17 protein-coding genes are annotated in these 24537 nt (G+C 67.8%); 7 read left to right on the plus strand and 10 right to left on the minus strand.

What is annotated here, in order from left to right:
* Nucleotides 1-265: 265 nt before the first annotated feature.
* Entirely contained in the window at nucleotides 266-1459 is a 1194-nt protein-coding gene (locus AC2ITM_RS05085) for an AGE family epimerase/isomerase (protein WP_486468740.1), read from the minus strand.
* A gap of 434 nt (nucleotides 1460-1893) precedes the next feature.
* Between AC2ITM_RS05085 and AC2ITM_RS05090 the strand changes: the two genes are divergently transcribed.
* Nucleotides 1894-2949, plus strand: coding sequence for a DUF475 domain-containing protein (locus AC2ITM_RS05090; protein ID WP_486468741.1), 1056 nt, complete (start codon nucleotides 1894-1896; stop codon nucleotides 2947-2949).
* Between the two features lie 308 nt (nucleotides 2950-3257).
* On the opposite strand, the gene AC2ITM_RS05095 is transcribed toward AC2ITM_RS05090, so the two are convergent.
* Nucleotides 3258-4031 carry an IclR family transcriptional regulator gene (locus AC2ITM_RS05095; RefSeq protein ID WP_486468742.1) on the minus strand — a complete coding sequence of 258 codons (774 nt, stop codon included), beginning with the start codon at nucleotides 4029-4031 and terminating at the stop codon, nucleotides 3258-3260.
* A 565-nt stretch (nucleotides 4032-4596) separates the two neighbouring features.
* Between AC2ITM_RS05095 and AC2ITM_RS05100 the strand changes: the two genes are divergently transcribed.
* Entirely contained in the window at nucleotides 4597-5424 is an 828-nt protein-coding gene (locus AC2ITM_RS05100; protein WP_486468743.1) for a sulfurtransferase, read from the plus strand.
* Nucleotides 5425-6258: 834 nt separating this feature from the next.
* Here the strand turns inward: AC2ITM_RS05100 and AC2ITM_RS05105 are convergent.
* The 3 genes from AC2ITM_RS05105 to AC2ITM_RS05115 are packed head-to-tail and all read right to left on the minus strand — an operon-like array spanning nucleotide 6259 to nucleotide 8698.
* On the minus strand, nucleotides 6259-7983 hold the full coding sequence (locus AC2ITM_RS05105; RefSeq protein WP_486468744.1) for a sensor histidine kinase: 1725 nt from the start codon (nucleotides 7981-7983) through the stop codon (nucleotides 6259-6261).
* Nucleotides 7984-8039: 56 nt separating this feature from the next.
* On the minus strand, nucleotides 8040-8594 hold the full coding sequence (locus AC2ITM_RS05110; protein WP_486468745.1) for an RNA polymerase sigma factor: 555 nt from the start codon (nucleotides 8592-8594) through the stop codon (nucleotides 8040-8042).
* Nucleotides 8591-8698 (minus strand): NepR family anti-sigma factor, encoded by a 108-nt coding sequence (locus tag AC2ITM_RS05115; protein WP_486468746.1) that lies wholly within the window; start codon nucleotides 8696-8698, stop codon nucleotides 8591-8593. Before AC2ITM_RS05115 ends, AC2ITM_RS05110 begins: the two co-directional genes overlap by 4 nt.
* 155 nt (nucleotides 8699-8853) lie before the next feature.
* Between AC2ITM_RS05115 and AC2ITM_RS05120 the strand changes: the two genes are divergently transcribed.
* Nucleotides 8854-9666 (plus strand): response regulator, encoded by an 813-nt coding sequence (locus AC2ITM_RS05120; protein WP_486468747.1) that lies wholly within the window; start codon nucleotides 8854-8856, stop codon nucleotides 9664-9666.
* A gap of 74 nt (nucleotides 9667-9740) precedes the next feature.
* Here AC2ITM_RS05120 and AC2ITM_RS05125 read toward each other — a convergent pair whose 3' ends face one another.
* From AC2ITM_RS05125 to AC2ITM_RS05135, 3 genes are all read right to left on the minus strand, one after another.
* Nucleotides 9741-9944, minus strand: coding sequence for a DUF1328 domain-containing protein (locus AC2ITM_RS05125; protein WP_486468748.1), 204 nt, complete (start codon nucleotides 9942-9944; stop codon nucleotides 9741-9743).
* 199 nt (nucleotides 9945-10143) lie between these two features.
* The gene (locus tag AC2ITM_RS05130; protein WP_486468749.1) at nucleotides 10144-11157 is read right to left on the minus strand and encodes a 5-oxoprolinase subunit C family protein; all 1014 of its coding nucleotides are present in this window, start codon (nucleotides 11155-11157) and stop codon (nucleotides 10144-10146) included.
* Nucleotides 11154-11882, minus strand: a complete 729-nt coding sequence (locus AC2ITM_RS05135) for a 5-oxoprolinase subunit B family protein (protein WP_486468750.1) — start codon at nucleotides 11880-11882, stop codon at nucleotides 11154-11156. The genes AC2ITM_RS05130 and AC2ITM_RS05135 overlap by 4 nt, the downstream gene beginning before the upstream one ends.
* 224 nt (nucleotides 11883-12106) lie before the next feature.
* Between AC2ITM_RS05135 and AC2ITM_RS05140 the strand changes: the two genes are divergently transcribed.
* The 4 genes from AC2ITM_RS05140 (at nucleotide 12107) to AC2ITM_RS05155 (ending at nucleotide 17891) form a co-directional block, all read left to right on the plus strand.
* Nucleotides 12107-13309, plus strand: a complete 1203-nt coding sequence (locus AC2ITM_RS05140) for an N-acetylmuramoyl-L-alanine amidase (RefSeq protein ID WP_486468751.1) — start codon at nucleotides 12107-12109, stop codon at nucleotides 13307-13309.
* A gap of 193 nt (nucleotides 13310-13502) precedes the next feature.
* Nucleotides 13503-16025: a penicillin-binding protein 1A gene (locus AC2ITM_RS05145; protein WP_486468752.1), complete on the plus strand. Its 2523-nt coding sequence runs from the start codon at nucleotides 13503-13505 to the stop codon at nucleotides 16023-16025.
* Between the two features lie 165 nt (nucleotides 16026-16190).
* Complete coding sequence (gene prfB / locus AC2ITM_RS05150) at nucleotides 16191-17312, plus strand: peptide chain release factor 2 (protein ID WP_486468753.1); 1122 nt, start codon at nucleotides 16191-16193, stop codon at nucleotides 17310-17312.
* A gap of 297 nt (nucleotides 17313-17609) precedes the next feature.
* On the plus strand, nucleotides 17610-17891 hold the full coding sequence (locus AC2ITM_RS05155) for a hypothetical protein (protein WP_486468754.1): 282 nt from the start codon (nucleotides 17610-17612) through the stop codon (nucleotides 17889-17891).
* 129 nt (nucleotides 17892-18020) lie between these two features.
* Here AC2ITM_RS05155 and AC2ITM_RS05160 read toward each other — a convergent pair whose 3' ends face one another.
* Together AC2ITM_RS05160 and AC2ITM_RS05165 are read right to left on the minus strand one after the other, a co-directional pair.
* Nucleotides 18021-22172 carry a translocation/assembly module TamB domain-containing protein gene (locus AC2ITM_RS05160; protein ID WP_486468755.1) on the minus strand — a complete coding sequence of 1384 codons (4152 nt, stop codon included), beginning with the start codon at nucleotides 22170-22172 and terminating at the stop codon, nucleotides 18021-18023.
* A complete protein-coding gene (locus AC2ITM_RS05165; protein ID WP_486468756.1) occupies nucleotides 22172-23986 on the minus strand; it encodes an autotransporter assembly complex protein TamA in 1815 nt (604 codons plus the stop codon). The genes AC2ITM_RS05160 and AC2ITM_RS05165 overlap by 1 nt, the downstream gene beginning before the upstream one ends.
* Nucleotides 23987-24537: the final 551 nt, after the last annotated feature.

A 24537-nucleotide genomic window follows, 5' to 3' on the forward strand; every position in this document is an offset into this window, starting at 1 on the left:
GACAAGTCTGTTCTCACGCTCTGCTCCAAGGGGGGACGTGGCTCTCATCCGGCTGGCCTGCGGCTTTTGGCGGGCACTCATTCCCAATAGGGAATGTTTTCCTTCCTGGCACGCGACTCGTCGGATGGATGGCGATCCCCTTGAACCGGTTCTATTACGATACCCTGTTTGCCAAATTATGTTCCGAAAATCCATTCGGATTTGCAAGCGGCCTGCAATTCCGAATAAGAGATAAATTCGTTGCAAATGGGGCTTTGTCCATTTGTCACCCCTTTGGGTCCGTATCACCCGCGAAGGTGGTCACCAGGGCGGTCAGTGCATGGTATATGTCGGGTTTTCCTGGAAAGATGGTTTCCAGCGGGTGACCCTGGGCATCGACCTGATGGATCCAGCCGCCGTTGTCATGATCGATCAGCAGGCGGTCCGCGTGACGCCATAGCCTGCCTGCCCATTGGGCGAAATATGCATCTTTGGTGCGTCTTTCCAGGGTCAGGGCCGCGGCGATGGCTTCGGCGCAGGGCCACCAGAAGCGCCAGTCGCGGGACACCTGGCCGTTCCAGTCCAGCGTATAGGCCAGGCCTCCCTCGGGCAGCCAGGCCTCGGACAGGGCGCGACGGAACAGCGCTTCGGCGGCTTCGGGCAGCCAGGCGGGGGGCTGGGGCAGGGCGGCTTCCAGTTCCAGCAGCAGGCGCGCCCATTCCACCGCATGGCCCGGCGTCGTCCCCGAGGGGCGGAACATCGCATCGCCGTCATAGGCGCGGTCGATCTGCCAGTCCGGGGTGAAATGCTCGGCCACGACCCAGTCGCAGGCGCGGGCATGGGTGTTGATGATCAGCTCGGCAATGCCCAGGGCGCGCTGCAGATCCTGCGGATCGCCCCAGGCGGCGTAAGAGGCCAGCAGCGCCTCGGTCAGGTGCATGTTGGCATTCTGGCCGCGATAATCGGGGCAATCCGTCCAGTCGGCGGCAAAGCTGTCGCGCACTGCGCCGGGGGCCGTTTCCCAGAAGTGGCCGAAAAGGGCGTCGCGGGCGGCGTCGCGCAGGGCGATGGCCTGCGGATGGCCGATCCGGGCGGCGCCGGCCGCCGCCAACAGCACAAAGGCATGGCCATAGGCCTGCTTGCTGGTATCGAGCGGGCCCTTATCGTCAAAGCTCCAGTAGAAGCCGCCGTGGACGGGATCGCGGTGCTGCCCGAGCAGGGCGCGGATGCCGTGATCGACGATGGCACCTGCACCGGGGTGGCCCAGGTCCTGGCCGATGGCATAGGCATGGACCATGCGGCAGGTCTCGTGCAGGGGGCGGGCGGGGCCGGCACCGCGGGGGCCTGCCATCTGCGGGCGGCCCAGCCGGTCGGGCGCGGCAAAGCCGCCACCGGGCAGGCTCATGCCGCCATGGAAGGCAAGAAGCCGCAGGGCCTGGGCCCGGGCCCAGGACGAATCGTAATGGTCTGGCTGTGTCATCGGCCCCTCCTGCCGGCGGCGCCTCCTCCGGGCCGCATCCCCTTGACCCGAGCTTTGGACGACCCGGCGGTGGGATGCAAGCGCCGCTCCGCTAGGCCCCCCTGGGGCGCGATGCCAATCCGTCGAGCCCCGGAACGGGCATCCGCACCCTTGCGCCCGCAGGGCTGGGGCGGCATGCGCGGGGCCTTCTCTTTCCCGGTCCGAAGCAGTAGACTCAGGCCAGCCTTGAGAGAGTGCCGCGCTGCGGCCCCTTCCGGGCACATCGGACCGCCCGCGCACGGGCGATCCTGCGACCGGGCCCCTCTGGCAAGCGTCTTGCGGCACGCTTGTGATGTCGGCGCATCCTGTTCATAGCCGCATGGACAGGAGCCCCGCATGCGCCAGGCCTGTTATCCCGTGGGGCGTGCCCCTGCCGTTTCCGATCGGGGAACCGCATGAGCCGCCTTCCCCTTTTCACCTATTTCCGCTGGGCGGTGATCGTCACCGTGCTGGGACTGCTGCTGGGCGGCGCTGTCGGCTGGTTCTACGACGGCACCTGGGAAGGCGTCGCCCGGGCCTTCTTTATCTGCGGTGTCCTGGCGGTGCTGGAAATCTCGCTGTCGTTCGACAATGCCATCGTCAATGCGAACAAGCTGAAGGACATGGCGCCGGTCTGGCAAAAGCGTTTCCTGACCTGGGGGATCGCCATCGCGGTTTTCGGGATGCGCATCCTGTTCCCGTTGCTGGTCATCGTGCTGGCGGCCCATGTCACGCCCTGGGCGGCGGTGAAGATGGCAGTGACCGATCCCGATGCCTATGCCCGGGTCCTGCACCATGCGCATCTGCCGATCGCGGCCTTTGGGGGCACCTTCCTGATGATGGTGGCGCTGAACTACTTCTGCGACCGTGACAAGGCCGATCACTGGTTCAACTGGCTGGAGGTCCGCCTGTCCGCCGCCGCTGCCGCCCGCGGGATCGAGATCGCCCTGGTGCTGGCCGTGGCGCTGATCGCCTCGAAGCTGCTGGGCCCCGAGGCCGGGCCGCGCTTTTTCCGGGCGGCGATCTGGGGGCTGCTGACCTATCTTCTGGTCGATGGCGGCGGTGCCTTCCTGGATGCCCGGCTGGGCGAGGGGGCCGGGTCGCAGGCCACGGCCACTGTGGCACGTGGCGGGCTGGGGGCCTTTTTGTACCTTGAGATGCTGGATGCCTCGTTCAGCTTCGACGGGGTGATCGGGGCCTTTGCGCTGTCGCACAACCTGTTCATCATCGCCATCGGGCTGGGGATCGGGGCGATGTACGTGCGCTCGATGACCGTCATGATGGTCGAGCGCAAGGTGCTGGCCGAATACCGTTACCTGGAACACGGCGCCTTCTATGCCATCCTGGTGCTGTCGCTGATCATGTATGTGCAGGTCTTCGTGCACATCCCCGAGGTCGTCACCGGCTGTGTCGGCGCCGGGCTGATCGCGCTGGCCTTCCGCGCCTCGCTGCGTGACGGCGCCCAGACCTGACACCAAAGGGCGGATCTGCTGCCACGGGACCCGGGCCAAAGGGCCCGGTTTTCCGTTGCAGTGTCGGTTGCTTTGCATTTTGGGGGGGCGGGCGCGGTGGGTTGCGCCCCGCGCTGTGGCCTCCGACGTGCCGGTTGTCACCTGCCTTGGGGGCCTGGGAAAGTCCGGTTGTCCTGGCCCTGAGGCGCCTGGAGGGACGTGTTGTCCTGCGCCCTGAAGCGTCTGGGACAAACCGGCTGCCACGCGCTCTGAGGCGCCCGGAGCAGGCAGGCTGCCCTGCGCCCTGAGGGCGCAAGGCGGGGGGCGTTTCAGACGGCGGCGCGGGCGGGGGCCGCGAGGTTGCGCAGCAGGCTGCGGACCCGGCGGGCGTTCTCGTGCAGCTCGGCCTCGGACATCGCCATGTCCGGCGCGATGACCGAGATCGCGGCCTCGCAGCCCGGCAGCGCCAGGTCGAGCACCGGGAAAGCGATGCAGACATGGGCGAAATGCTGACCCCGGCGGCGCCCGGTGGCATAGCCGTTCATGTGGTAGCTTTCGATCTCGCGCAGGATTTGCTGGCCATTCATGCCGGCGGCCTCGCTCTGGCCGGCATTGGCGCGCAGGATCTGGTCGCGGGTGGGCAGGTCCAGCTGGCCCAGCAACGCGATGCCGCCGACGCCCACGCCCAGCGGCACCCGGCCGCCGATGCCGTCGATCATCGCCGCCGCCATGACCCGGCCGGGCTGCATGTCGATGCAGATCGAATCCAGACCCGCCCGCATCATCAGGAAACTCGACAGGCCGGTTTCCGCGGTGATCGCCAGCAGCTTGGGGCGCACCAGCCCGACCAGCTCGGGCACGGAAGGGGTGCGATGCGCCAGCGCATAGACGGCCGGACCCAGAAAGTAGTTGCCGCGGCGCACCTTCTGGGTGACGAAGCCGCTTTCCCCCATCGAGATCAGGGCCCGGTGGATCGAGGGCTTGGCATCGCCGATCACCTCCGCCAGGGCCGACAGGGACATGCCGTCCCGTCCCGCACTGCCCAGGGCCAGCATGATGCGGGTGGCGCGCGTGACGTTGTTCGAACCGTTCTTCATCTGCATTTTCATTTTCCTGCGGCCTCGAAAGCCGCTGACTTTTAAAGCTTCGGCGACGCCACGATCGCCCAGAAAAGATATATTCGGAACTCGACTTTATCGAGCCCGCAAGGCCTGCCTGACCCCCTAGCCTGCGGCATGGGCCAGCCTGTCCGGTCGAATTCCGCAGGGAGAGAGGGCTGCGGCGGGCCGCATCTTTGGCGGCGGGCGTCCCATCACGCGTGCACGCGCGCGCAGGACCTTTGGGATCCCGGGCTAAAGACTTTCCGTCCCGGTTGCAATGGACGATATATCATCCCTTTTCCGGGACGGGAGGATTGTGCCGAAAGCGTTGTTTTACGGCGACTCTGTTGTGCCGTTGTTCTGCCGGGCAAAACCCGGGGTGCGACAACCGGAAGCCCGTGTGGCCCGTTCACGGATAGTTGAGATTGCGCCGCGCAGGCGGCATACAGGCCGCATCAGCGGGCAGGCGCGGCCGCCGTGCCGGGCCCGCAGCGGAAGGGTGTCTCGTGGTGTTGTGTGTTCTTATATCATGGCTCTTGCCTTCGTGTCTTGCAGGGGGCGGACGGCCATGGGCCTGATAACGGTGGCGGATCTTCAGGCAGAACGGATTGCCGGCCGGGTGCTGTGCGTCGATTTGCGGCCCCAGACGCTTTGGGCGCGGCAGACGATCCAGGGGGCGGCCTGTCTGGATCTGGGCGCGCCGCTGCCTGGTGAAAGCACCGAAGGGTGGCTGCGGGCGCTGGTGGCGGGGCTGGAAACGGCCTTTCGGGCCCTTGGTCCGGCGCCGCAGCTGGTGTTCTTCGGCAGCCAGGACGGCATCGGAGCGGCGCGGGCGCTGTGGCTGCACCGGCTGTGCGGCCTGAACGGCGCGCGGGTGCTGGAAGGCGGGCTGGCCGCCTGGCGGGCCGTCGGCGGGGCGCTGGCGCCGGGGCAGGGCCGGCCGGTGGTCTTTGGCCCCGGTGAGCCGGCCCTGGCGGGGACCTTCTGCCGGGCGCTGGCGGCCACCACGGCCGATGTGCTGATGCGCGACAGGGCCACCCGGCTGGTCGATGTGCGCCGGCCCTCGGAATATGCCGGGCAGTTTGTCCATGCCTGCTGTCCGCGCGCCGGGCGCATCGCCGGGGCGCTGTCGCTGCCGGTGGCCGAGCTGTTCGAGGGCGGCCGCTTCCGCCCCGCAGCCGAGGTCCGCGGCATTGCGCTGGCGGCGGGGCTGGACCCGTCGGACGAGGCGATCCTTTATTGTCATCGTGGCGCCCGGTCGGCCGCGGCCTGGCTGGCGCTGCGGCGGGCGGGCTTTGCCCGGCTGCGGGTCTACGCGGGGGCCTGGCACGCCTGGGCGCAGAACCCGACCCTGCCGGTCGAGGCGTGCGACCTGATGGAGGCCCGCCGGCCCTGAGGCGCGGGCCGGGGGCGCAGGCGACAGCAGGGCATAAGACGCGCGATCCGCTGGCGGATTTGGCCGCGCGATCAGGATCGGGTGTCGGGACAGGGAAACGCCGGAGAAGGGGGAAGCTTCTCCGGCGCCGGGACCGCCACGAGGTTTCACGGTCCGAGTCCGATGCTGGGGATGTCCGGGACAGACGCATCGGTCATCTGGTTAACGCCCGCTCGGCGACAGTGGTTCCCACCGGGTTCACTTTTTCTTCACGGCGTCGTTTCGCTGGGCATCCGGGCACCGACCGGGGGCTGCACCTGCCCTTTGTGCCGGGCGCGGGCGGCTGCGACCGGGCACCGACATTGCGGCGCATCAGCGGCGGTTGCGGGGATTGCCTGACAGGGCAGGGGTCGACGAAGGGGTGCGTGCGGCGACAGATCACGCTGCGCCGCAGCAGGGCCAAGGCGATGGGGCCGGACCAAGGGCAGGGGGCATCGGCGGTGATCCGGGCGTCCCCCCCGTGGCCCGGCAGCAGCCCCCGTTCCGTTGCCATGCCTCCGATGGCGCGGACCTGTGGCGGATGGTCGGAGGCGAAAGGGAGAGGTTCCACTTCTTTCGGGGGGAAGCGGCGTGCCGGATGCCAGGCGTCCCTTTCCGTGCCATGGCGGGCCCTCAGTTGCCGACGGCCGGGGGCCGTCTGGCCCCTCGCGTGTCACTGGTCCGGCGACCCGGCGGGCCAGATCCGGGGGGCACGGCCCCTGGTCAGACCACCAGCCCCCCGCCGGCCGTATCCCGCAGCCTGGGCAGGAAGACATAGCATATAGTGGGGGCGGCATCGGCGGTCTTGTCCGCGGTTCAGTAGTCCAGCACCTCGGGCTGGAAGTTCATCACCTCGAAGTCGATCACCACATGGTATTCGGTGTCGCTGTCCGAGACCTCGATCCGGCTGCCCAGCTGCGTGGCGAAGGCGCGGATCAGCTGCTTGCCCAGGCCCGTGCTCTCGCCCTCGGGATCCAGGTGATGGGTGCTGCCCTTGGAATTCGCCATCTCCAGCGTGGCGCGGTTGCCGTCCTGGCGCAGCGACAGCTTCATCCAGGGGTTGCCCTTGTCAGAGCCCGCGTATTTCGCCGCATTGGCAATCAGCTCTGAAGTCAGCAGCGACAGCGGCACAGCCTGGTCGGGATAGAGGATGACGTTTTCGACATTCAGGTCCGTGCGCATGTGCAGCCCGCCGGTGGCGGTGGCCTGCAGCGTCTGGTTGGCGATCTCGCGGACCAGCTGGCCGACGTTGACCTGGCCCTGGCTTTCGACCTCGTGCAGGTTGCGGTGGATCGAGGCCATCGCCAGCACCCGGTCCTGCACCCGGGTTAGGATCACCTTGGTTTCCGGCGAATGGGCCTTGCGGATGTTCATGTTGATGATCGAGGAAATCAGCTGGAGGTTGTTCTTCACCCGGTGGTGGACCTCCTTCAGCAGCACGTTGCGCTGGCGCACGGCGTTTTCCAGCTCGGCCTGGTCGTGCAGGATGGTTTCCGCCATCAGGATGAAATCCTGCTCCATGTTCTTCATCTCTTCCGAGGCATGCGACATGGTGCGGTGGTCCTCGAAGGTGCGGACCCGTTCGAACCGGCGCATCCGGCGCGACAGCATGCGGATGTGGCGGCCCGCCATGCGGTCGATGGCGATGAAACCCACCACGACCGAGGCGATCCACATCAGCAGCGGGAACAGGATCACCGGCGCCTCGACCGCATCGGTCATGTTGCTGACCGAGGGCCAGATGCCAAGCGCAAAGACCTGGTCCTCGACGATGGGCACAACGACGTAAAGCTGGTCCTTGCCGCCCTTGCTCTGCCCTGAAAAGACCATCGGCGCCAGGCCCGCCATGTCCTGCAGCGACGAACGGATCGGCAGGATGTTGTCGGTATCCTTGCCTGCGGTGGTGCTGGTCAGCACGTCGCCCGAGGCGTTGAAGGTCAGGATGTCGTCCGGGGCCGCGCCAAAGCCCTGGGCATGGCCCAGATCCAGGTTCGCATGCGGCACCGAGATCGCGACATAACCCCTGTAGACGCCGTTCACCACCACCGGGTTCGACACCACCAGCACCGAGGTCTTGCTGATCGCGCCCTGTTCCACCATCGAGACGCTGGGCTCTTTCACCTGCACGCGGGTGATGTGGGCGGGCTTGTCGGACACGTCGGTGCCATTGCCGGAAGAGGCGCAGTCGATCTGGCCATCGGCCGGCACGAAAGCCGCCAGGCTGATCGAGGGGGTCTCGTCGTGGAACCCCTTCATGATCGCCCGGCACTGGTCCTGGGTGACCTGATTGCCCACCGCCTCCATGGTGCGCGCCAGCGCCGCCGCCGCCCCGAAGGCCTGCTGCAGCACGCCGCGCTCGCGCTCCACGCCCTGCTGCGTCAGGGCGAGGAGCGACAGCCGGGTGACTTCCTCGGCCTGCGAGGACACCTGGTTGGTCTGGTAGATGGCAATGGAGCCGATGGGCACGAGGGCCAGGGACAGGATCCCTGCAATCCGGAAACTCAGACTGCGGATCCAGGGCGTGTTGGCGGAATGGGGCATGGCCCTCGACATTATGATGCGATGCGTCGTTGGTTCGTCAGGGCTGCCCGGCCGCCTTAGCGGGCGGTCATCGGCCGGGAACTGACCACGGCCATGGTCGCCGGGTCGGTCAGCTCCATGGCTTCGTTCTCGTTGATCTGAAGCAATTCGGCAAGCTTGGCGCGCCCGCGGTTGGCGCGGCTCTTGATGGTGCCGACCGCGACGCCACAGGTGGCGGCCGCTTCCTCGTAAGAGGCCCCAAGCGCGCCGACCAGCACCAGCGCCTCGCGCTGTTCGTCGGGCAGCTGGTTGAAGGCGCGCTTGAAGTCGGCCATCTGCAACCGGCCGTCATGGGCGGGCTTTTCCGACAGGGTGGCCGCGAACACGCCATCCACATCGGCCACCTCGCGGCGCGTCTTGCGCAGACTGCTGTAATAGGTGTTGCGCAGGATGGTGAACAGCCAGGCCCGCAGGTTGGTGCCGGCCTCGAACTTGTCGATATTGGTCCAGGCCTTGACGATGGAATCCTGCACCAGGTCGTCGGCCGTCGCGCTGTTGCGCGTCAGACCAAGGGCAAAGGCCCTGAGGGCCGGCAGATGGTCGACAAGCTCGTCACGGGGATGCACGCTCATTTGCGGCTCTCCTCGTCGCCGGCGACCGATTCCTGGTCCTTCAGCTGCTTCAGAAGGTCCTTGAAGCGGTCGGGGATGTCTTCATCCAGAGTCGTCTGGAACACCTTCTTGAGGTTTGCATCGATCTCACCTCTCGGACTTGATTTCGAGTGACCCAATGTCATGATCCCTTTCCGACTTCGGATAATTCTTGCTGCTGGCGGAACCCAACGCGACCCGGCGGCGTTGGGTTCCCGAAAAAAGGACAAAAGGGAATAAAATGTCAGTCTCTTCCGGCACCACGGATCTTGCGTCTCTGATCGGCTCCCACCTTCCTTACCTGCGCCGCTACGCGCGCGCGCTGACCGGTTCCCAGACCTCCGGCGATGCCTATGCGGCCGCGACGCTCGAGGCGATCTTGCAGGACCGCTCGGTCTTCCAGTCGGGCCTGGCCGAGAAGGTCGCCCTGTTCAAGGTCTTCCACACCATCTGGGCCAGTTCCGGTGCGCCCGTCGCCATCGAGGCCGCGGGCCTTGAGGCACGCGCCCAGCAGCACATGGCCAAGCTCAGCCCGAACACCCGCGAGGCGCTGCTGCTGCATTCGATCGAGGATTTCAACACCACCGAAGTGGCTCAGATCATGGGCACCGACGTGGCCGAGGTCGAAACGCTGCTGTCCACCGCCCGCCAGGAGATGGAGGACGCCATCGCCGGCCGCATCCTGATCATCGAGGACGAGCCGATCATCGCCATGGACCTTGAAACGCTCGTGGCCGAGATGGGCCACCGCATCACCGGCGTGGCGCGCACCCACAAGGAAGCCGTCGCCATCGGGTCCGCCGAAAAGCCTGACCTGATCATGGCCGACATCCAGCTGGCCGACAATTCCAGCGGCATCGACGCGGTCAACGACCTGCTGGCGCAGTTCGGCGATATGCCGGTGATCTTCATCACCGCCTTCCCGGAACGGCTGCTGACCGGCGAACGCCCGGAACCGGCCTTCCTGATCTCCAAGCCCTACCGCGAGGACCAGGTGCGCAGTGCCGTCAGCCAGGCGATGTTCTTTGCCTCGACCGAGACGCTGAAGGGCTGATCGCGCCGTCATTCCAGGTTCCTTTTTCCCAAGGTGCAGGACGCCCCGCCGGATCTTTCCGGTGGGGCGTTTCGTCATTTGGCGCCATGTTCGGCGCCATCGGGTGTCTTCCAGTGCTGCCCTGCTACATGCATCACGAGGGTGGCAGCCCCCAGTGCGGCGAAAAGCACGAACAGGAACTGCGCAATCCCGGCCGAAACCGTCGCGATGCCACCAAAGGCGAACGCGGCCGTGACCAGAGCGACACCGAAGAAGACGATGGGCCAGATGAGGGGCATGGCTGTCTCCTTTCCGTTGCCGCGTCCCCGTTGCGGGGACTGTGCAATGGAAACGTGACAGCGGGGGCGCGGTTCCGGCATGGCAGCCCTGCGCGCCGCGATGTGACAGCTTCGGCAACAACCTGTCGCTTTCCGTGATCGGCGCCGGCAGGGCCTTGCCGGGGCCGGGACGGGGCGGGAACCCGCCGTCGGGCGCGGCCTAGTCGGCGGGATCCAGATCATCTCCGGCGGTGACGCCGCCGATCAGCTGGTAGGACAGCAGGTCGGGGATGGTCGCGGGATCGCGCACCAGCGCCGAGACCGCGCCGCGTGCCCGCGCCAGCAGGGCCTCGGGGGATGTCGGGGCGGCAACCGGCCCCTCGGGCCAGCGGAACCGCAGCGGCATGCCCGCGGCTGCCTGGGCGAGTTTCGGCAGATCGGCCGGATGCACCGATCCGATCCGGGGATAGCCGCCTATGGTCTGGCATTCCGCCAGCAGCACGTAGGGGGTGCCGTCGCCGGTGATCTGGATGTCGCCCGCCTGGATCGGTTCCGATGCCATCCCCCCCGAGGCGTGGAACCAGACGGGCGGCGCCTGGGTCAGCAGCTGCATCGCCTGCCGGTTCGACCGGCTGCCACGGCTGAAGGCGGCGGCGGCGAAGGCCTGGCGCTGATCTTCGCTGAAAAGGGCGGTCTGGGGGCCGGGCAGCAGGCGGATCTCGCCACCGGCAAAGCGCGGTTCGGGGCGGATGCGGCGGGCGGGGCGGGGGCTGTCGGGGCCAAGCGGCAGGCGATCGCCCGCGGTCAGCAGGCGTCCGATGCCCGCTGCCAGATGGGTGCTGCGGCTGCCCATCCAGGGGGCGGTGGCGATGCCGCCGCCGAAGGACAGATAGCCCGTGGTGCCTGCCTCGACCGGGCCGATGCGCAGGCTTTCCCCGGGCGCCAGGCTGTGGGCTGCGTGCCAGGCCAGCGGGGTGCCGTCGCGGCTGGCGCGCATCGGCGCCCCGGTCAGGGCAAAGCGCACCGGGGCGGTGACGGTGAACAGCCCGCCCAGGCCCGGCATCTCGATCGCGGCATCGGGGGCGGGGCGGGCCAGCAGGGCGGCGGCCTCCAGCAGGGCCAGCGGATCCAGCGCGCCGCCGCGCGACAGGCCCTGCGCCGCCAGCCCCGGGCGGCCCATGTCCTGCAGGGTCAGGCCGAGGCCGGCCTCCTGGATCGTCAGCAGGGTCGTCATGCCAGAACCTCCAGCCGGGCGCCGCCCATCGGGTCATCCGACAGGGCCGCGACCTCGGCGGTGCTGGTGCGGTGAAAGCGGATCTCGTCCCCGGCGCGCAGCGGCATGGGGGTGTCGGATTGCGGCTGGAAGGGGCGGAAGGCAGTGCGCCCGGCCTGCAGCCAGCCGGTGGGCGAAGCGTTCGAGAACAGCACCAGCTGCCGGATCGCCACCACCAGCGCGCCCTGCGGCACCTGCATCAGCTGCGGCTGGCGGGGAAAGTCCCAATTGCCGGGCAGCAGGCCCAGATAGGGCTGGCCGGGGGCAAAGCCCAGGGCCAGCACCCGCGGCGCCGCCGCCAGGATCTGCGCCACGGCCTGCGGTTCGGAACAGCCCGCCAGCGCAGCGATCTGCGGCAGCGAGGGGGCATCGGGGGCCTCGAAGCTGACGGGCAGATGCCAGCGCCGGGTGGGCGCGGTCTCGGGCAGGGCCCTCCAGTCGCGTTCGGCCAGCAGCTGTGCCAGCGCCGCCCGCAGCGCTTCGGGCGCGGTGCGGCCGGGATCGAAGCGCACCAGAACCGAGGCCAGCGCCGGCACCACCTCGGTCACGCCGGGCAGGGTCAGGGCCCGGGCGCCGGCCTGGCGGGCGGCGCGGTTGGCGGCCGGGCTGAACGTGTCGGAAAAGCGCAGCAGGAACCCGTCGAGGCCGAGGGGCAGCAGGGCGGGACGGGGCTGCGGCTGGGTCATGCCTTGGTCCTGGGGCAGGGGGCGAGGGGTCTGCCGACCCGGATTGCAAAGCCTCACTGGAATGTCAACGCGGTGCCGCCCCGGTGGGGGGCGCTGCCCGGGCGGAAGGCCGGGGCGGGGCGGCCCTGCTGGCGTCGAAGTGAGCGCGCGGGACCGCGCGTCGGGCTTTGCCGCCCCGGGCCGGGCCGTTAGGATGCCGCGATGCGGAACGGGAAGGTGGCGGAATGCGGGTGATCGGGGCTTGGGTCTGTCTGGTGGCGCTGCTGTGGGCGGGGATGGCGGCAGCCGGGCAGCCCTCGGTCGTGTTGCCGCAAAGCCATGTGAAGAACCGCTGGCGGGGCCTCGATATCGCGATCACCCTCAGCCAGGGGGTGCCGTGGCGGCTCTATACGCTGGCGAACCCCGATCGCGTCGTGCTGGACCTGAAGGGGGTGGACTGGCCGGGGGATCCTGCGGGGATGCTGAGGAAGGGCCGGGTCAGCAGCCTGCGCCTGGCCCCGGCGCGGCCCGGCTGGACCCGGCTGGAGATGCTGCTGCGCCAGCCGCTGGTCCTGCAGGATGCCAGTATGCACACCGATGCCGCAACCGGGCAGGCGGTGATCGCGGCGCGTTTCGGCAAGACGTCCGAGGCAGCCTTTGCGAAGGCGGCGGGGGCACCGGCGGATGTGGCGGTGTCGGACGACAGTCCCGATCCGCTCGGCCCGCCCGAGGCCGGGCCCCGGCCGCTGCGCATCCTGCTGGATCCGGGCCATGGCGGCATCGACCCGGGCGCCGAGCGCGCCGGGCTGCGCGAGGCCGACCTGATGCTGCGGCTGGCATTGGAATTGCAGCAGGTGCTGCGCCGTACCGGGGCCGAGGTCTTTCTGACCCGCAGCACCGATACCTTCGTGTCGCTGGAGGGGCGGGTGCAGATGGCCCATGCGCTGCATGCCGACCTGATGATCTCGCTTCATGCCGATGCCCTGGCCGAGGGCGAGGGCAGTGCCGAGGGGATCACGCTGCACACGCTGGCGCGCTCGGCTTCGGACCGGGCGTCGGAACTGCTGGCCGAGCGGCACGGCCGCGGCGACATCCTGGCGGGGGTGGACCTGAGCCACAGCGATGACCAGGTGGCGGGCGTGCTGATGGATCTGGCGCGCCAGGAAACCCAGCCGCGCAGCGAGGCGCTGGCGGGGGCGCTGGTGAATGCGCTGCGCCGCGAGGGGCTGCCGCTGAATGCCCAGCCGCGGCGGTCCGCCGCATATGCGGTGCTGAAGGCCGCCGACGTGCCCGCCGTGCTGATCGAGAACGGTTTCCTGTCGAGCGACCGTGACCGCGAGAACCTGCAGGACCCGCTGTTCCGGGCCCATCTGGAGGAGGCGATCCGCGACGGCATCCTGTCCTGGGAGCATTCCGACGCGGCGCTGGCGCCCCTGCGGCGCAAGTAGGGGGGCGCTGCCCCCGTCCCCTGCGGGGACTCCCCCGGAGTATTTTGGGTCAGATGACAGGGAAGCCGCGGCGGAAAGGTGCCGGGTTCCCCCGCGACGGGGCAAGATCGCTTGGCCTTCGTGATGGGCTTGTGTTTTGACCCCCATGGGGGAGCGCACTATAACCCAGGTTCAGTCAGAGAGGCCCGCGCGCGTGATCAGATTCGTACTTTCCTTCCTTGGTGGCATCTTCACGCTGGTGACGCTGGGTCTTGCCATGATCGCGTTGTCGGTGGGGGCGGTGTTCTGGATCTACGGCCGGGACCTGCCCAGCCACGAGACCCTGGCCCAGTACCAGCCCAAGACGATCAGCCGCATCTACAACGGCGAGGGCCAGCTGATCGACGAATTCGCCAAGGAACGGCGCCTTTACACCCCCGCGGACGAGATCCCGGCGCTGGTCAAGGATGCCTTCATCTCGGCCGAGGACAAGAATTTCTACACCCACCAGGGCTATGATCCGCGCGGCATCGCGGCGGCCATCCTGGAGGCCATTACCACCGGCGGGCGCACCGTGCGTGGCGCCTCGACCATCCCGCAGCAGGTGGCGAAGAACCTGTTCCTGACCGGCGACCGCAAGATCGAGCGCAAGGTCAAGGAGATCATCCTGGCCTCGCGGCTGGTGGATTCGATGTCCAAGGACAAGATCCTGGAGATCTACCTGAACGAGATCTTCCTGGGCCAGAACTCCTACGGGGTGGCGGCGGCGGCGCAGACCTATTTCAACAAGACCCTGAACCAGCTGGATCCGGCCGAGGCGGCGATTCTGGCGTCGATGCCGAAGGCGCCCTCGGACTACCATCCGGTGCGCAACCACGACCGCCTGCTGGCGCGGCGCAACTACGTGCTGCAGCAGATGAACGAGAACGGCTATATCGACGACGCCACCTACAAGAAAAGCCTGGCCGAGCCGATCCGCACCGTGCAGGGCGGCGATTTCCCCGCCTTCCGCACCAACCTGCCGCCGCGCGATTACTTCACCGACGAGATCCGCCGCCAGCTGAGCCGCGATTTCGGGCAGGAGGAATTCTTTACCGGCGGCTTCTCGGTCCGGGCGACGGAAGATCCCGAGATGCAGGACGTCGCCGCCATCGCGCTGCGCCATGCGCTGCAGAAGATGGACCGCCAGCTGGGCAAGTGGCGCGGCACCGGCAAGACCATCCCCGCCGCCGATCTGGCCGACGAGGCGAAATGGCGCGCAGCCCTGTCTTCCACCAACGTGGCGCGCGACATCGTCGTCGATGGCCCCTGGCATCCGGCCGTGGTGCTGAAAGTCGACAGCCAGAGCCTCGCCGTGGGCATCGAGGGGGTCGACCTGGACGACCCGCGCGGCAACAGCGTGCCGCGTTCGGACATCAAGTGGATGCGCGGTGGTTTCTCCGACAACTTCAAGCCCGGCGACGTGATCTACGTCGAGGAAGAGAAGAGCGGCGGCAAGTTCGACCACTGGTCGGTGCGCCAGGTCCCCGAGGTCGAGGGCGCCTTCATGGCGATGGACGTCAACAACGGCCGCGTGATCGCGATGCAGGGCGGCTTCTCGTACCAGTCTTCGGTCTTCAACCGCGCCACCCAGGCGAACCGCCAGCCCGGCTCCTCGTTCAAGCCCTTCGTCTATGCGGCGGCGCTCGACAGCGGCTACACGCCCGCCACCATGGTGGTCGATGCCCCGATCGAGGTGAACACCGCCGCCGGCGTCTGGCGCCCGACCAACTCCGAGAACAAATACTACGGCCCGACGCCGCTGCGCATCGGCATCGAGATGTCGCGGAACCTGATGACCATCCGCCTGGCGCAGGAGGTCGGCATGGACACCATCGCAGGCTATGCCGAACGCTTCGGGGTCTATGACCACATGGGCCGCTACCTGGCCAATGCGCTCGGGTCCGAGGAAACCACCCTCTACAAGATGGTGGCGGCCTACGCGATGTTCGCCAATGGCGGCGAGCGCGTCGAACCCACGCTGGTTGACCGCGTCCAGGATCGCTACGGCCGCACCATCTACCGCCACGATCAGCGCAGCTGCGAGGATTGCGGCCCGCAGAACCTGCCCCAGGGCCAGGGCCCCCGGATCCTGTCGAACCGCCAGCGGGTGATGAACGCCATCACCGCCTACCAGCTGACCTCGATGATGGAAGGCGTGGTCCAGCGCGGCACCGCCTCGCGCGCGGTCCATCTGCCGGTGCCGATCGCCGGCAAGACCGGCACCACCAACGGCGCCAAGGATGCCTGGTTCATCGGCTTCTCCTCGAACATCGTGGCGGGCTGCTACATCGGCTATGACACGCCGCGCCCGATGCTGGGTGGCCATGGCTACGGCGCCAGCCTCTGCGGCCCCGTCTTCCAGGAGTTCATGACCCAGGCCATCAAGAAATACGGTGGCACCGCCTTCAAGGTCCCGCCGGGCGGCCATTTCATCAACATCAACCGCTATACTGGCGCGCGCCTGCCCGACGATGCCTCCGGCCCCGATGTCCAGGCGGAATACTTCCGCGACGGCGAGGATCCGATCTTCGGCGTCACCTATGACGGCGGCTTCGCCATGGGCCAGGATCTGCCGCTCTACGAGGAAGCCTCGAAGGCCAAGCAGGGCCAGCAGGTCACCACCTCGACGGGCGAGACCACGACGATCGGTCCCAGGGCGGGCTTCGGCACGCTGTCCTCAGGCGGTCTCTACTGAGGCGCCGCCGCCCTCCCCATTTTCTTGTCGAAAATACCTTGGGGGAGGGCGGCGCAGCCGACCGGGGGCAAAGCCCCCCGCACCCCAGGCCACCAAGGCCCGCCCTTGCCCAGAGGCGGGCCTTGGTCTATCAGGCGGCTCTAACCTGCAAGAGGAATTTGGCCCATGCGCGCCGAGACCCAGAACATCGTTGCCGAGATCGAAAAGTCCCTGGCCCTTCTGCGCCAGCGCATGGACTGGGAAACCGCTGGCCACCGCATGGAAGAATTCAATGCGCGGGTCGAGGATCCGAACCTCTGGGACGATCCGGCCAAGGCCCAGGCGCTGATGCGTGATCGCCAGTCGCTGCTCGACGCCTTCGAGACCCACAATACCCTCAAGCAGGATCTTCAGGACAATATCGACCTGATCGAGCTGGGCGAGATGGAAGAGGATGACGAGGTCGTCGCCGAAGCCGAGGCCGCGCTGAAGGCCCTGCGCGAGAAGGCCGCCGAGAAGGAACTCGAAGCGCTGCTCGATGGCGAGGCCGACAGCAACGACACCTTCCTGGAAATCAACGCCGGCGCCGGCGGCACCGAGGCCTGCGACTGGGCCTCGATGCTGCAACGGATGTATGTCCGCTGGGCGGAAAAGCGCGGCTACAAGGTGGAACTGCAATCCGAGGAAGCCGGCGCCGAAGCCGGCACCAAATCCTGCGCCTACAAGATCTCGGGCCACAATGCCTATGGCTGGCTGAAATCGGAATCCGGCGTCCACCGCCTGGTCCGCATCAGCCCCTTCGGCAAGGGCACGCGCGAGACCTCGTTCGCCTCGGTCTGGGTCTACCCGGTGGTCGACGACAATATCGAGATCGAGGTCAACCCCTCGGACATCCGCATCGACACCTACCGTTCGTCCGGTGCCGGTGGTCAGCACGTCAACACCACCGACTCGGCGGTGCGGATCACCCACCACCCGACCGGCATCGTCGTGACCTCGTCCGAGAAGTCGCAGCACCAGAACCGCGACATCGCCATGAAGGCCCTGAAGTCGCGCCTCTACCAGCTGGAACTCGACAAGCGGAACGCCGCGATCAACGAAGCGCACGAGAACAAGGGCTCGGCCGGCTGGGGCAACCAGATCCGCTCCTATGTGCTGCAGCCCTATCAGATGGTGAAAGACCTGCGCACCCAGCACGAGACCTCTGACACTTCGGGTGTGCTGGATGGCGATCTGGACGGCTTCATGGCCGCCACCCTGGCGCAGCAGGTTGCGGGCAAAAGCCGCGCCGAGGCCTCGGCCGACTGATCCTTCGGGTGATTCCTGCTGCCGGGCCGTGCGGCCCGGTATGCACCGTGCGGTGGTGTATGCCGCTTGAAAATCCAACATTTATTGGCGTCTATCGGCATGCATCGGTATGCCGTTCCGTTACAACGCCTGTTAAAAGCCTCCAAAACATCGGAATTACGATATCCGTACTTCACGGCATGGTTATCTTCTGCTTACGCTGTGTACAGGGCACGCGTCGTGCGGCCTGACAGGGTAGAGGTATAGCCACATTTCGTTGCAGTTCCGCGCTGCAATGGGTGAGCGAAGGGGTATCCGATGTCGAACTACATGAAGTCGGGCCAGCACCAGTCCACGCAGAACGATGCGGGCTGGACGCGGTCTTTTCCCAGCGGCTCCGTCGGAGGAACGGGGTGGGTGCTGGACGTTCTGGAAGACCTGGAGGGGTTCGCAAAGCACCGCGGCCTGCCAGAGGTCGAGGCACGCCTGTCGGCTGCCCGAATGGATGTGGCACGGGCGCTTTGGCGCGCCCTGGGCGAAGATCCGTTCCTGAAGACGACGGAGCGGCGTGGACCGCGCGGGGGACTGCCCCGCGACTGATCCGATCCGCAAACGTATATGAAAGGCCCGCCGCTCTGCCGCGGCGGGCCTTTTCATGTCTGCAAGGGGCAAAGCCCGGGGGGGCGCGTCTGCGGCGGACAGGCGGGCAGGGGCCCAAGGCCCCCGCCGTCAGTAATCCTTCTCGAAGAACAGCCCCAGGCCGGTGCTGCCGCTGGTGCTGACCGATCCCTTGGCCTTCAAGGTGTTGGTCAGGTCCAGGTTGATCGACAGGCTGGTGTCGCCGTCGCTGCCGACCTCGGTTTCGGTATAGAGCTTTTCGTTGATGTACTTGCCCGCCGAAACCGTGGTTTCCCCATCGGCCGAGGTTGACACGTCCAGATCGTCCAGCCCCGTCTTGGCACGCAGCTTGTCCAGCACGCCGCCATTGCCCGACCCCGTCAGTGTCGCCACCGCCGAGGCCAGCTGGGCCGCCTGAAGCGGCGACAGGCTGGAGATCGAGCGCTCGAAGAACAGCTGCGACAGGATCTCGTCCTGGGGCAGCGAGGGGTTCGACGAGAAGGTGACCTCGGGTTTCGAAGCGGTGCCGTCGATGGCGATGGTGATCGCGTAGCTGCCCGAGGTCGAGGTCGCCTTGAAATGCAGCAAGGGCTCGAAGCCGCCGGCCATGGTGACCGTGCCTTCGTCCAGATCCAGCCGCTTGGTCAGGATCGACAGCCGCCCCCGCACCAGCGAGAACTGCCCCACCGGCACCGGGTTGGCGGTGGTGCCACCCAGCTTCAGATCGCCGCGCAGTTCCGCATCCAGCCCGCGGCCGCGGATGAAGATCGAACTGTCGGTGCCGATCTCAAGGTTCAGCTTCAGCCCCGAAGAGCCGCCCGACCCGCCCGATCCGTTCCCGCTGTCATCCTGCACCAGCCCTGCACGCGCGCGCGTGGCCCGGCTGGCGGCGGATTCGTCGACATGGGTGATGTCGGGAATGGCCTCCTGGCTGCCGAGGCCGGTCGAGGCCAGGCGGATCTCGGTATCGCTCAGGCCGATGCGTCCGGCGATGGTACCGCCGCCGGTCAGCCCGCCTTCCAGCTTGACGGTGCCGTTCAGCGTGGTGGTGGCGAAATCGCCCTGCTTGACCTTCACCTTGGCCAGCGCGACCGACAGGCCGGCCGTATAGGGGGCCGACAGCGCCACCGGGCCGGTGATACTGATCTGCCCGCCTTCGGACGGGGTCGCCGCCAGTTTCAGCGTCGCCTTGCCGCCCGACAGGCCCACGGTGCCCGCGATGCCGTCGATGACCTGGTTGTAGGCGGGCGCGATGAACCGGCCGCCCGACAGGCGCACCGTGCCGGTCAGCGCCGGAAGGCCGGGCTGGCCCTTCATCGCCAGATCAAAGCTGGCCTTGCCGGCCAGAGACTGCGGCGCGATGAAGGCATTGGCCAGGCCCAGGGGGGCGGCACCGGTGATCTTCAGATCGACGCCGCCGTCGGCCATGGCCACCAGCCCGTCGACCTTCGCCTGCGCCCCCGAGGGGCCCGCGGCAGTAACCGCCAGCCGGGTGCCGTCGGCCGCGCCCCGCGCGGTGCCCTCGACCGTCAGCGGCCCGTTCAGCCCGCTGACCAGCCGCCCCAGATTGTCGAGCCGCGCCTTGTAATCGACGCTGGGCTTGCCATCCTTGACGGTGCCACTGGCCGAGGCGCCAAGGGCGGTGGATTTCACCTCGGCCTTCTCGATACGGATGGTGCCATCGGCGGCGGTGCTGACCACCGCGTCCAGCGTGCTGGCTCCGGCAAACAGCGCGTCGATCTGCGGATTGCCGATCCCGATCGAGCTGCCCTTGCCCGAGGCGGTGATGCGGTAGCCGCCATCGGCCGCGCCGATATGGGCGTCGAGCGCCAGCGGACCGGCCTTGGCGCCCATGGGGGCGGCGGAATTCGGCAGGTTCAGCGCCAGATCCACGTCCGGCGCGCCGTTGTTGACGGTGCCCGAGGCGGTCAGGGTCAGCCCCGGCGTCTTCACATGCACGTCCGACAGGGTGATCAGCCCGTCCTTCGACAGCACGTCGGCGGTGATGTCGGTGGCGCCCAGCAGCGCGTCGGCCTGGGCGATGCCGGTGCGAATGTCGTCTCCGCCACCCTTCAGCAGGGCGTGGATCGTGCCGTCGGCTTCGGTGCGCACGGTGCCGGTCAGGGCCAGCGGGCCGGCCTGGCCACCGGTGAAGACGGCGGAATTGGCCAGTTTCGCATCCAGGTCCAGCGACATCGCCTTGGGATCAAGGGACCCCTTGGCCGACAGGTTCAGGCCCTGGCTGTGCACCTCGGCGCGTTCCAGCACCGGGGCGCCGCCTTTTGGCGACAGCACCGAGGCATCGACGGTGATGCCGCCCTTCAGCAGCCCGTCAACCGAGGGCACGCCCAGAACCAGGTCCTGGCCGCCGCCCTTGGCGGTGACGCGCAGCCCCTCGGGGCCCTGGGTGATGGCGCCCGACAGGTCGGCGGGGCCCGCATGGGTGCCGGTCAGCAGCCCGGCATCCGCCAGATGCAGGTCATAGCTGATCTGCCCGGCGCTGCTGCCGATCTGGCCCGAGCCGGTCAGCTTCAGCGCATCGGTGCCGATGTCCATCTGGTGCAGGGTGATGCCGTTGGCGGCGCGCTCGACATCCAGGTCGATCTTGGCGGGGCTGTTCAGCAGCCCGTCGACGGCGGAAATGCCGGTGGCCAGGTTCTCGCCGTCGCCGGTGACCTTCAGCCGGGCGGTGCCGGCGGGCAGGGTCATGTCCAGATCCAGCCCCAGGTTGGCATTGCCCGCCAGCTTCAGCCCCGACAGCGTCGAAAACGCCCCCAGGTTCGACACGCTGGTCTGGGCGCTGACCTTGATCTGGCCCTGGTCGTCGGTCTTCTGGAAGCTGGCGTTGCCGGCCAGCGTCAGCGCGGGCCCGGAAAGCTTCAGGTCGTCGATGCTGATCGGACCATCGCCGAAATGCACCACGGCCGAGCCCTTGACCTGATCGCCAAGCGCCTGGGCGACGCCCGGATCCTGGGCCGACAGCCCCGCGGCATCAAAGTCGAGCGTCAGCGCCGAGGCGCCGCTGGTCTTCAGCGGCCCCGAGATGTTCAGCGCCACGTTTTCGGCCGAGAACCCCTGAGCGGCCAGCGACTTGGCCACGATCTGGCCCGAGACGTCCTCGGATTTGGCGCGGTCGAAGGTCAGATTCACATCGGCCGAGGCCAGCGACACGCCATCGGCGAAGGGCAGGTCCAGCCGGTCGGCGCCGCTGGGCGAGGCCATGCGGCCCTTGACGTCAAAGCTGCTGGGATGGCCCGAGGCGTCGATGGCGACCTTGCCTTCAAGGTTCAGCGCGGCGGATTTGATGCGCAGCAGCTGCAGGTCCAGCGCGCCGTCCTTCGCTTGGGTACCGGTGGCGGCGATGCCGATGTCGGTGCCCAGGAAGTCGCGGTATTGCGGCGCGGCCAGCGCGGTCAGATCGCCGCCAGCCTGCACGGTGAATTCCCGCCCGCCGTCATCGCGCCCGCGCAGCGTCACATTGCCCTTCAGCCGCTGCTGGCCATCGGTCAGCAGCAGCATGTCGGCACTGTAATTGTCGAGCGGCCCGGTGCCCGCCACGGTCAGATCGACCGAGGGCAGCCCCGGCAGGTTCATCAGGCTGGCCAGCAGGCCGCCCTGGGGTTCCTGGACCTTCAGGTCGACGGCGACGTTCTTGGCATCGGGCGCATAGGCGGCCTTCAGATCGATGGTGCCGTCCTTGTCCTGCCGCTGGATGGCCAGCGCCGTGTCCAGCGCGCCCCCCGCCAGCGAGGCATGGCCCGTCACGCCCAGCACGGCGGCCTGGCCCATCACCGGCTGCTTCAGGTCGACCTTGGCAATGTCGAGCTGGCCGATGTTGATCGACACCGGCAGCTTGGGAATGGAAAAGCCCGGCGCTTCGGCCGAGGGGGTCGAACTGGCCTGGCTTTCGGGCAGCCGATAAAGGGTCACGCTGTCCGCAGACAGCTTGTTGACCTGCACCTTGCCGGTCAGCAGCGCCAGCCGCGACCAGTCCAGCTCGGCATTGTCCAGTTCAAGCCACACGCCCTTGTCGTCGGCGATGGTCATCTTGGCCAGCGTCGCCTTCGACGACAGCGCGCCGGTAAAGCCGGTGATCTTGACCTCGCGCCCGGCGCCCGACAGCGCGTTCTGCAGCGTCCGGCTTAGGAAATTCTGGCCGTCGTCGCTGTCTTCGGCAAAGGCATGCGGGCCAAGGGCGCAGGTCATCACCAGCGCGCAGCACAGCATCAGGAAACGGGAAAGAACCTTGGAACGGGTCTGCATCAGAAGGCCTGTCCTATGCCGACGTAAACGGAGAAAGAGTTGCTGCTGTCGGTGGTCGGCACCGCCAGATCCAGCCGGATCGGGCCGATGCCGGTAAAGTAGCGCACGCCGATGCCGGCGCCGCCCTGCCATTCACCGCCCGTGAAGCTGCTGGAGCCCGACACATAGCCGTAATCCACGAAGGCCACGGCGCCCCAGTTGTCGCCGATGCGGCCGCGCAGTTCGGTGCTGATCGCCGAATAGCTGAGGCCGCCGGTCTCGGCGCCGGCGGCATAGGTGCCCAGCGACTGGTAGCCCTGGCCGCGCACCGATCCGCCGCCGCCCGACCAGAACAGCCAGTCCGAAGGCGTTTCCTCGATCGAGGGGCCCTGGATGTTGCCCAGCTGGACCCGGCCCGCCAGCGACAGCCTGGGCGTGCCCAGTTGCTGGTAGCCGCGCAGGTCTGCGGTGGTCATCAGCCCCGAGGTGGTGCCCCCCAGCCCCAGGAAGGGGGTGGCGGCGACCTCGGCATAGGCGCCCTTGGTGGGGTCGACCTTGTTGTTGCGATTGTCCCAGGTCAGCCCGGTCTTGAAGGTCACGTGCCGGAAGCTGCGGGTCCCGAGGTTGTCGTCGGTATGCGAATAGCGCAGCCCCAGACGCAGGTTCTCGGTCAGCCGGTCGGTCAGGTAGCGGTCCAACCCGATCGAGGCCTCGGCCACGTCCGAGATGTATTCATCCTCGTTATTGTGCTCCAGGTCGATGCCATAGACCAGGTCCATGTCGGGGTTCTTGAAGGCGGGCCGGGTCAGCGTGGTGGTCAGGCTGTAGTCCATGCCGCCGCCGGTGGTGCCGCCGATCCCCGAGGCCGAGCCGTCGATGCGCAGCCGTTCGCCACCACCGAAGACGTTGCGGTCCAGCCAGTAGCCGGTCAGCGTGGCGCCTTCGTCGGTGGTGTATTCGGCGCCAAAGCCCAAGCGGTGCTTCTTGGCATCCACCACGTCGATGGTGCTGGCCAGGGTGTCATTCGGGCCGATGTCGTCGGCCTCGGACACGGTGGCCGAGGAAAAGGCGCCGGCGCGGCGCAGGCGGGTCTCGGCACGGGTGACTTCGTCGGAACTGTAGGTCTCGCCCACGGGCAGGCCGGCGATGGCGATGATGCGCTTGGCGCGGACCTTGCTTTTCTGGCTGCGCTCGGACAGGGCCACGGGGCCGAAGGTCAGCTTGGGGCCGGGGGCGATGTGGAACCGCGCGGCGATGGTGTCGGTTTCATGGTTGGCGGTGATCTGCTGGTCGTCGACATGCGCCTTGCCGTGGCCGCGCTTGGCCCAGTCCTTGACGCCCGCCGCTGCCGCCTTGCGCATCACCCCGGTCGAGGCCGTGTCGCCCTTGGCAAAGCCGTCATAGGGCTTGGCGCCCTCGGGCAGGGGGGTGACCTCGGCCGCCGAGAAGGTGAACTTGGGGCCCGGCGTGACCTTGATGGCGATTTTGCCGATCTTGGCATTGTCGCCCAGCACCGGCACGCCCGAGGCCTCCTTGCCATCGACCTGGATCGACACCACCGGGCTGAAATAGCCCGCATCATACAGCGCCGCGATCAGCCGCTGGTAGTCCGCCTTGGCATCCGCGATCAGTTCCTGCGGATCGGTGACCTTGTCGTCATTGATCGCCGAAACCGACAGCGAGGCCGCCTTCAGCGTCTTGGTCAGGTCCTTGTCGCCGCCGGCATCCAGCGACACCTCGGCGGCAAGGGCCTGGGTGGCGGGAAGGGGCGCAAGCACAAGAGCCAGGCCAACGGCAGTGGCGGCGGCACGGGCGGCGGAAGGGCGCGACGTCATGGGGGCGCGGTACCTCTTCTGAACTTTCAACATCCCGACGGCCGGGTGACCGGCGGGTCCTTGCCGACAAGCTAGATCGCGGTCTCGCGATTGGCCACCCGGCAGGGGCACAAAACCGGGCGTCACGGCGGAAACCCGCGGGGTCACGGTTGCCGTTCCGCCGATGCGCTCTGCCTGAGGTGGAAGCGCTGCTGCGCGCTGCGCGCAAAGGTCATTGTCCCGCCGGAAAACGGCCCGCAAGGGGCTGGTAAGATGTATCCTATAGCTGGGCGGGCTGCCTGCGGCAGGGCCCGGGCGGAACCCATCGCCGTTGTCGGGCCTTGCCCCGCAGGCCGGGGCGCTGCGTCGCGGGCATGGTTGCCGCGCCGCCGCGCAGCCCTAATGCCGCGATGCAGCGGGCTGACCGGTGAGGCATTTTCGCCAGCCTGCGAAATGCCGCTCCTAACCCCTTGACGCAAGGTCCGAAAATTCGCCATTCGATTAACGGAACGGTCACAGGTGGACAGGGGCATGCCCTAGGGTTGCAGTTTGAAACCCCGGCTCTCTCATTT

The organism is Pseudooceanicola sp. NS-SX9 (genome assembly GCF_057380705.1).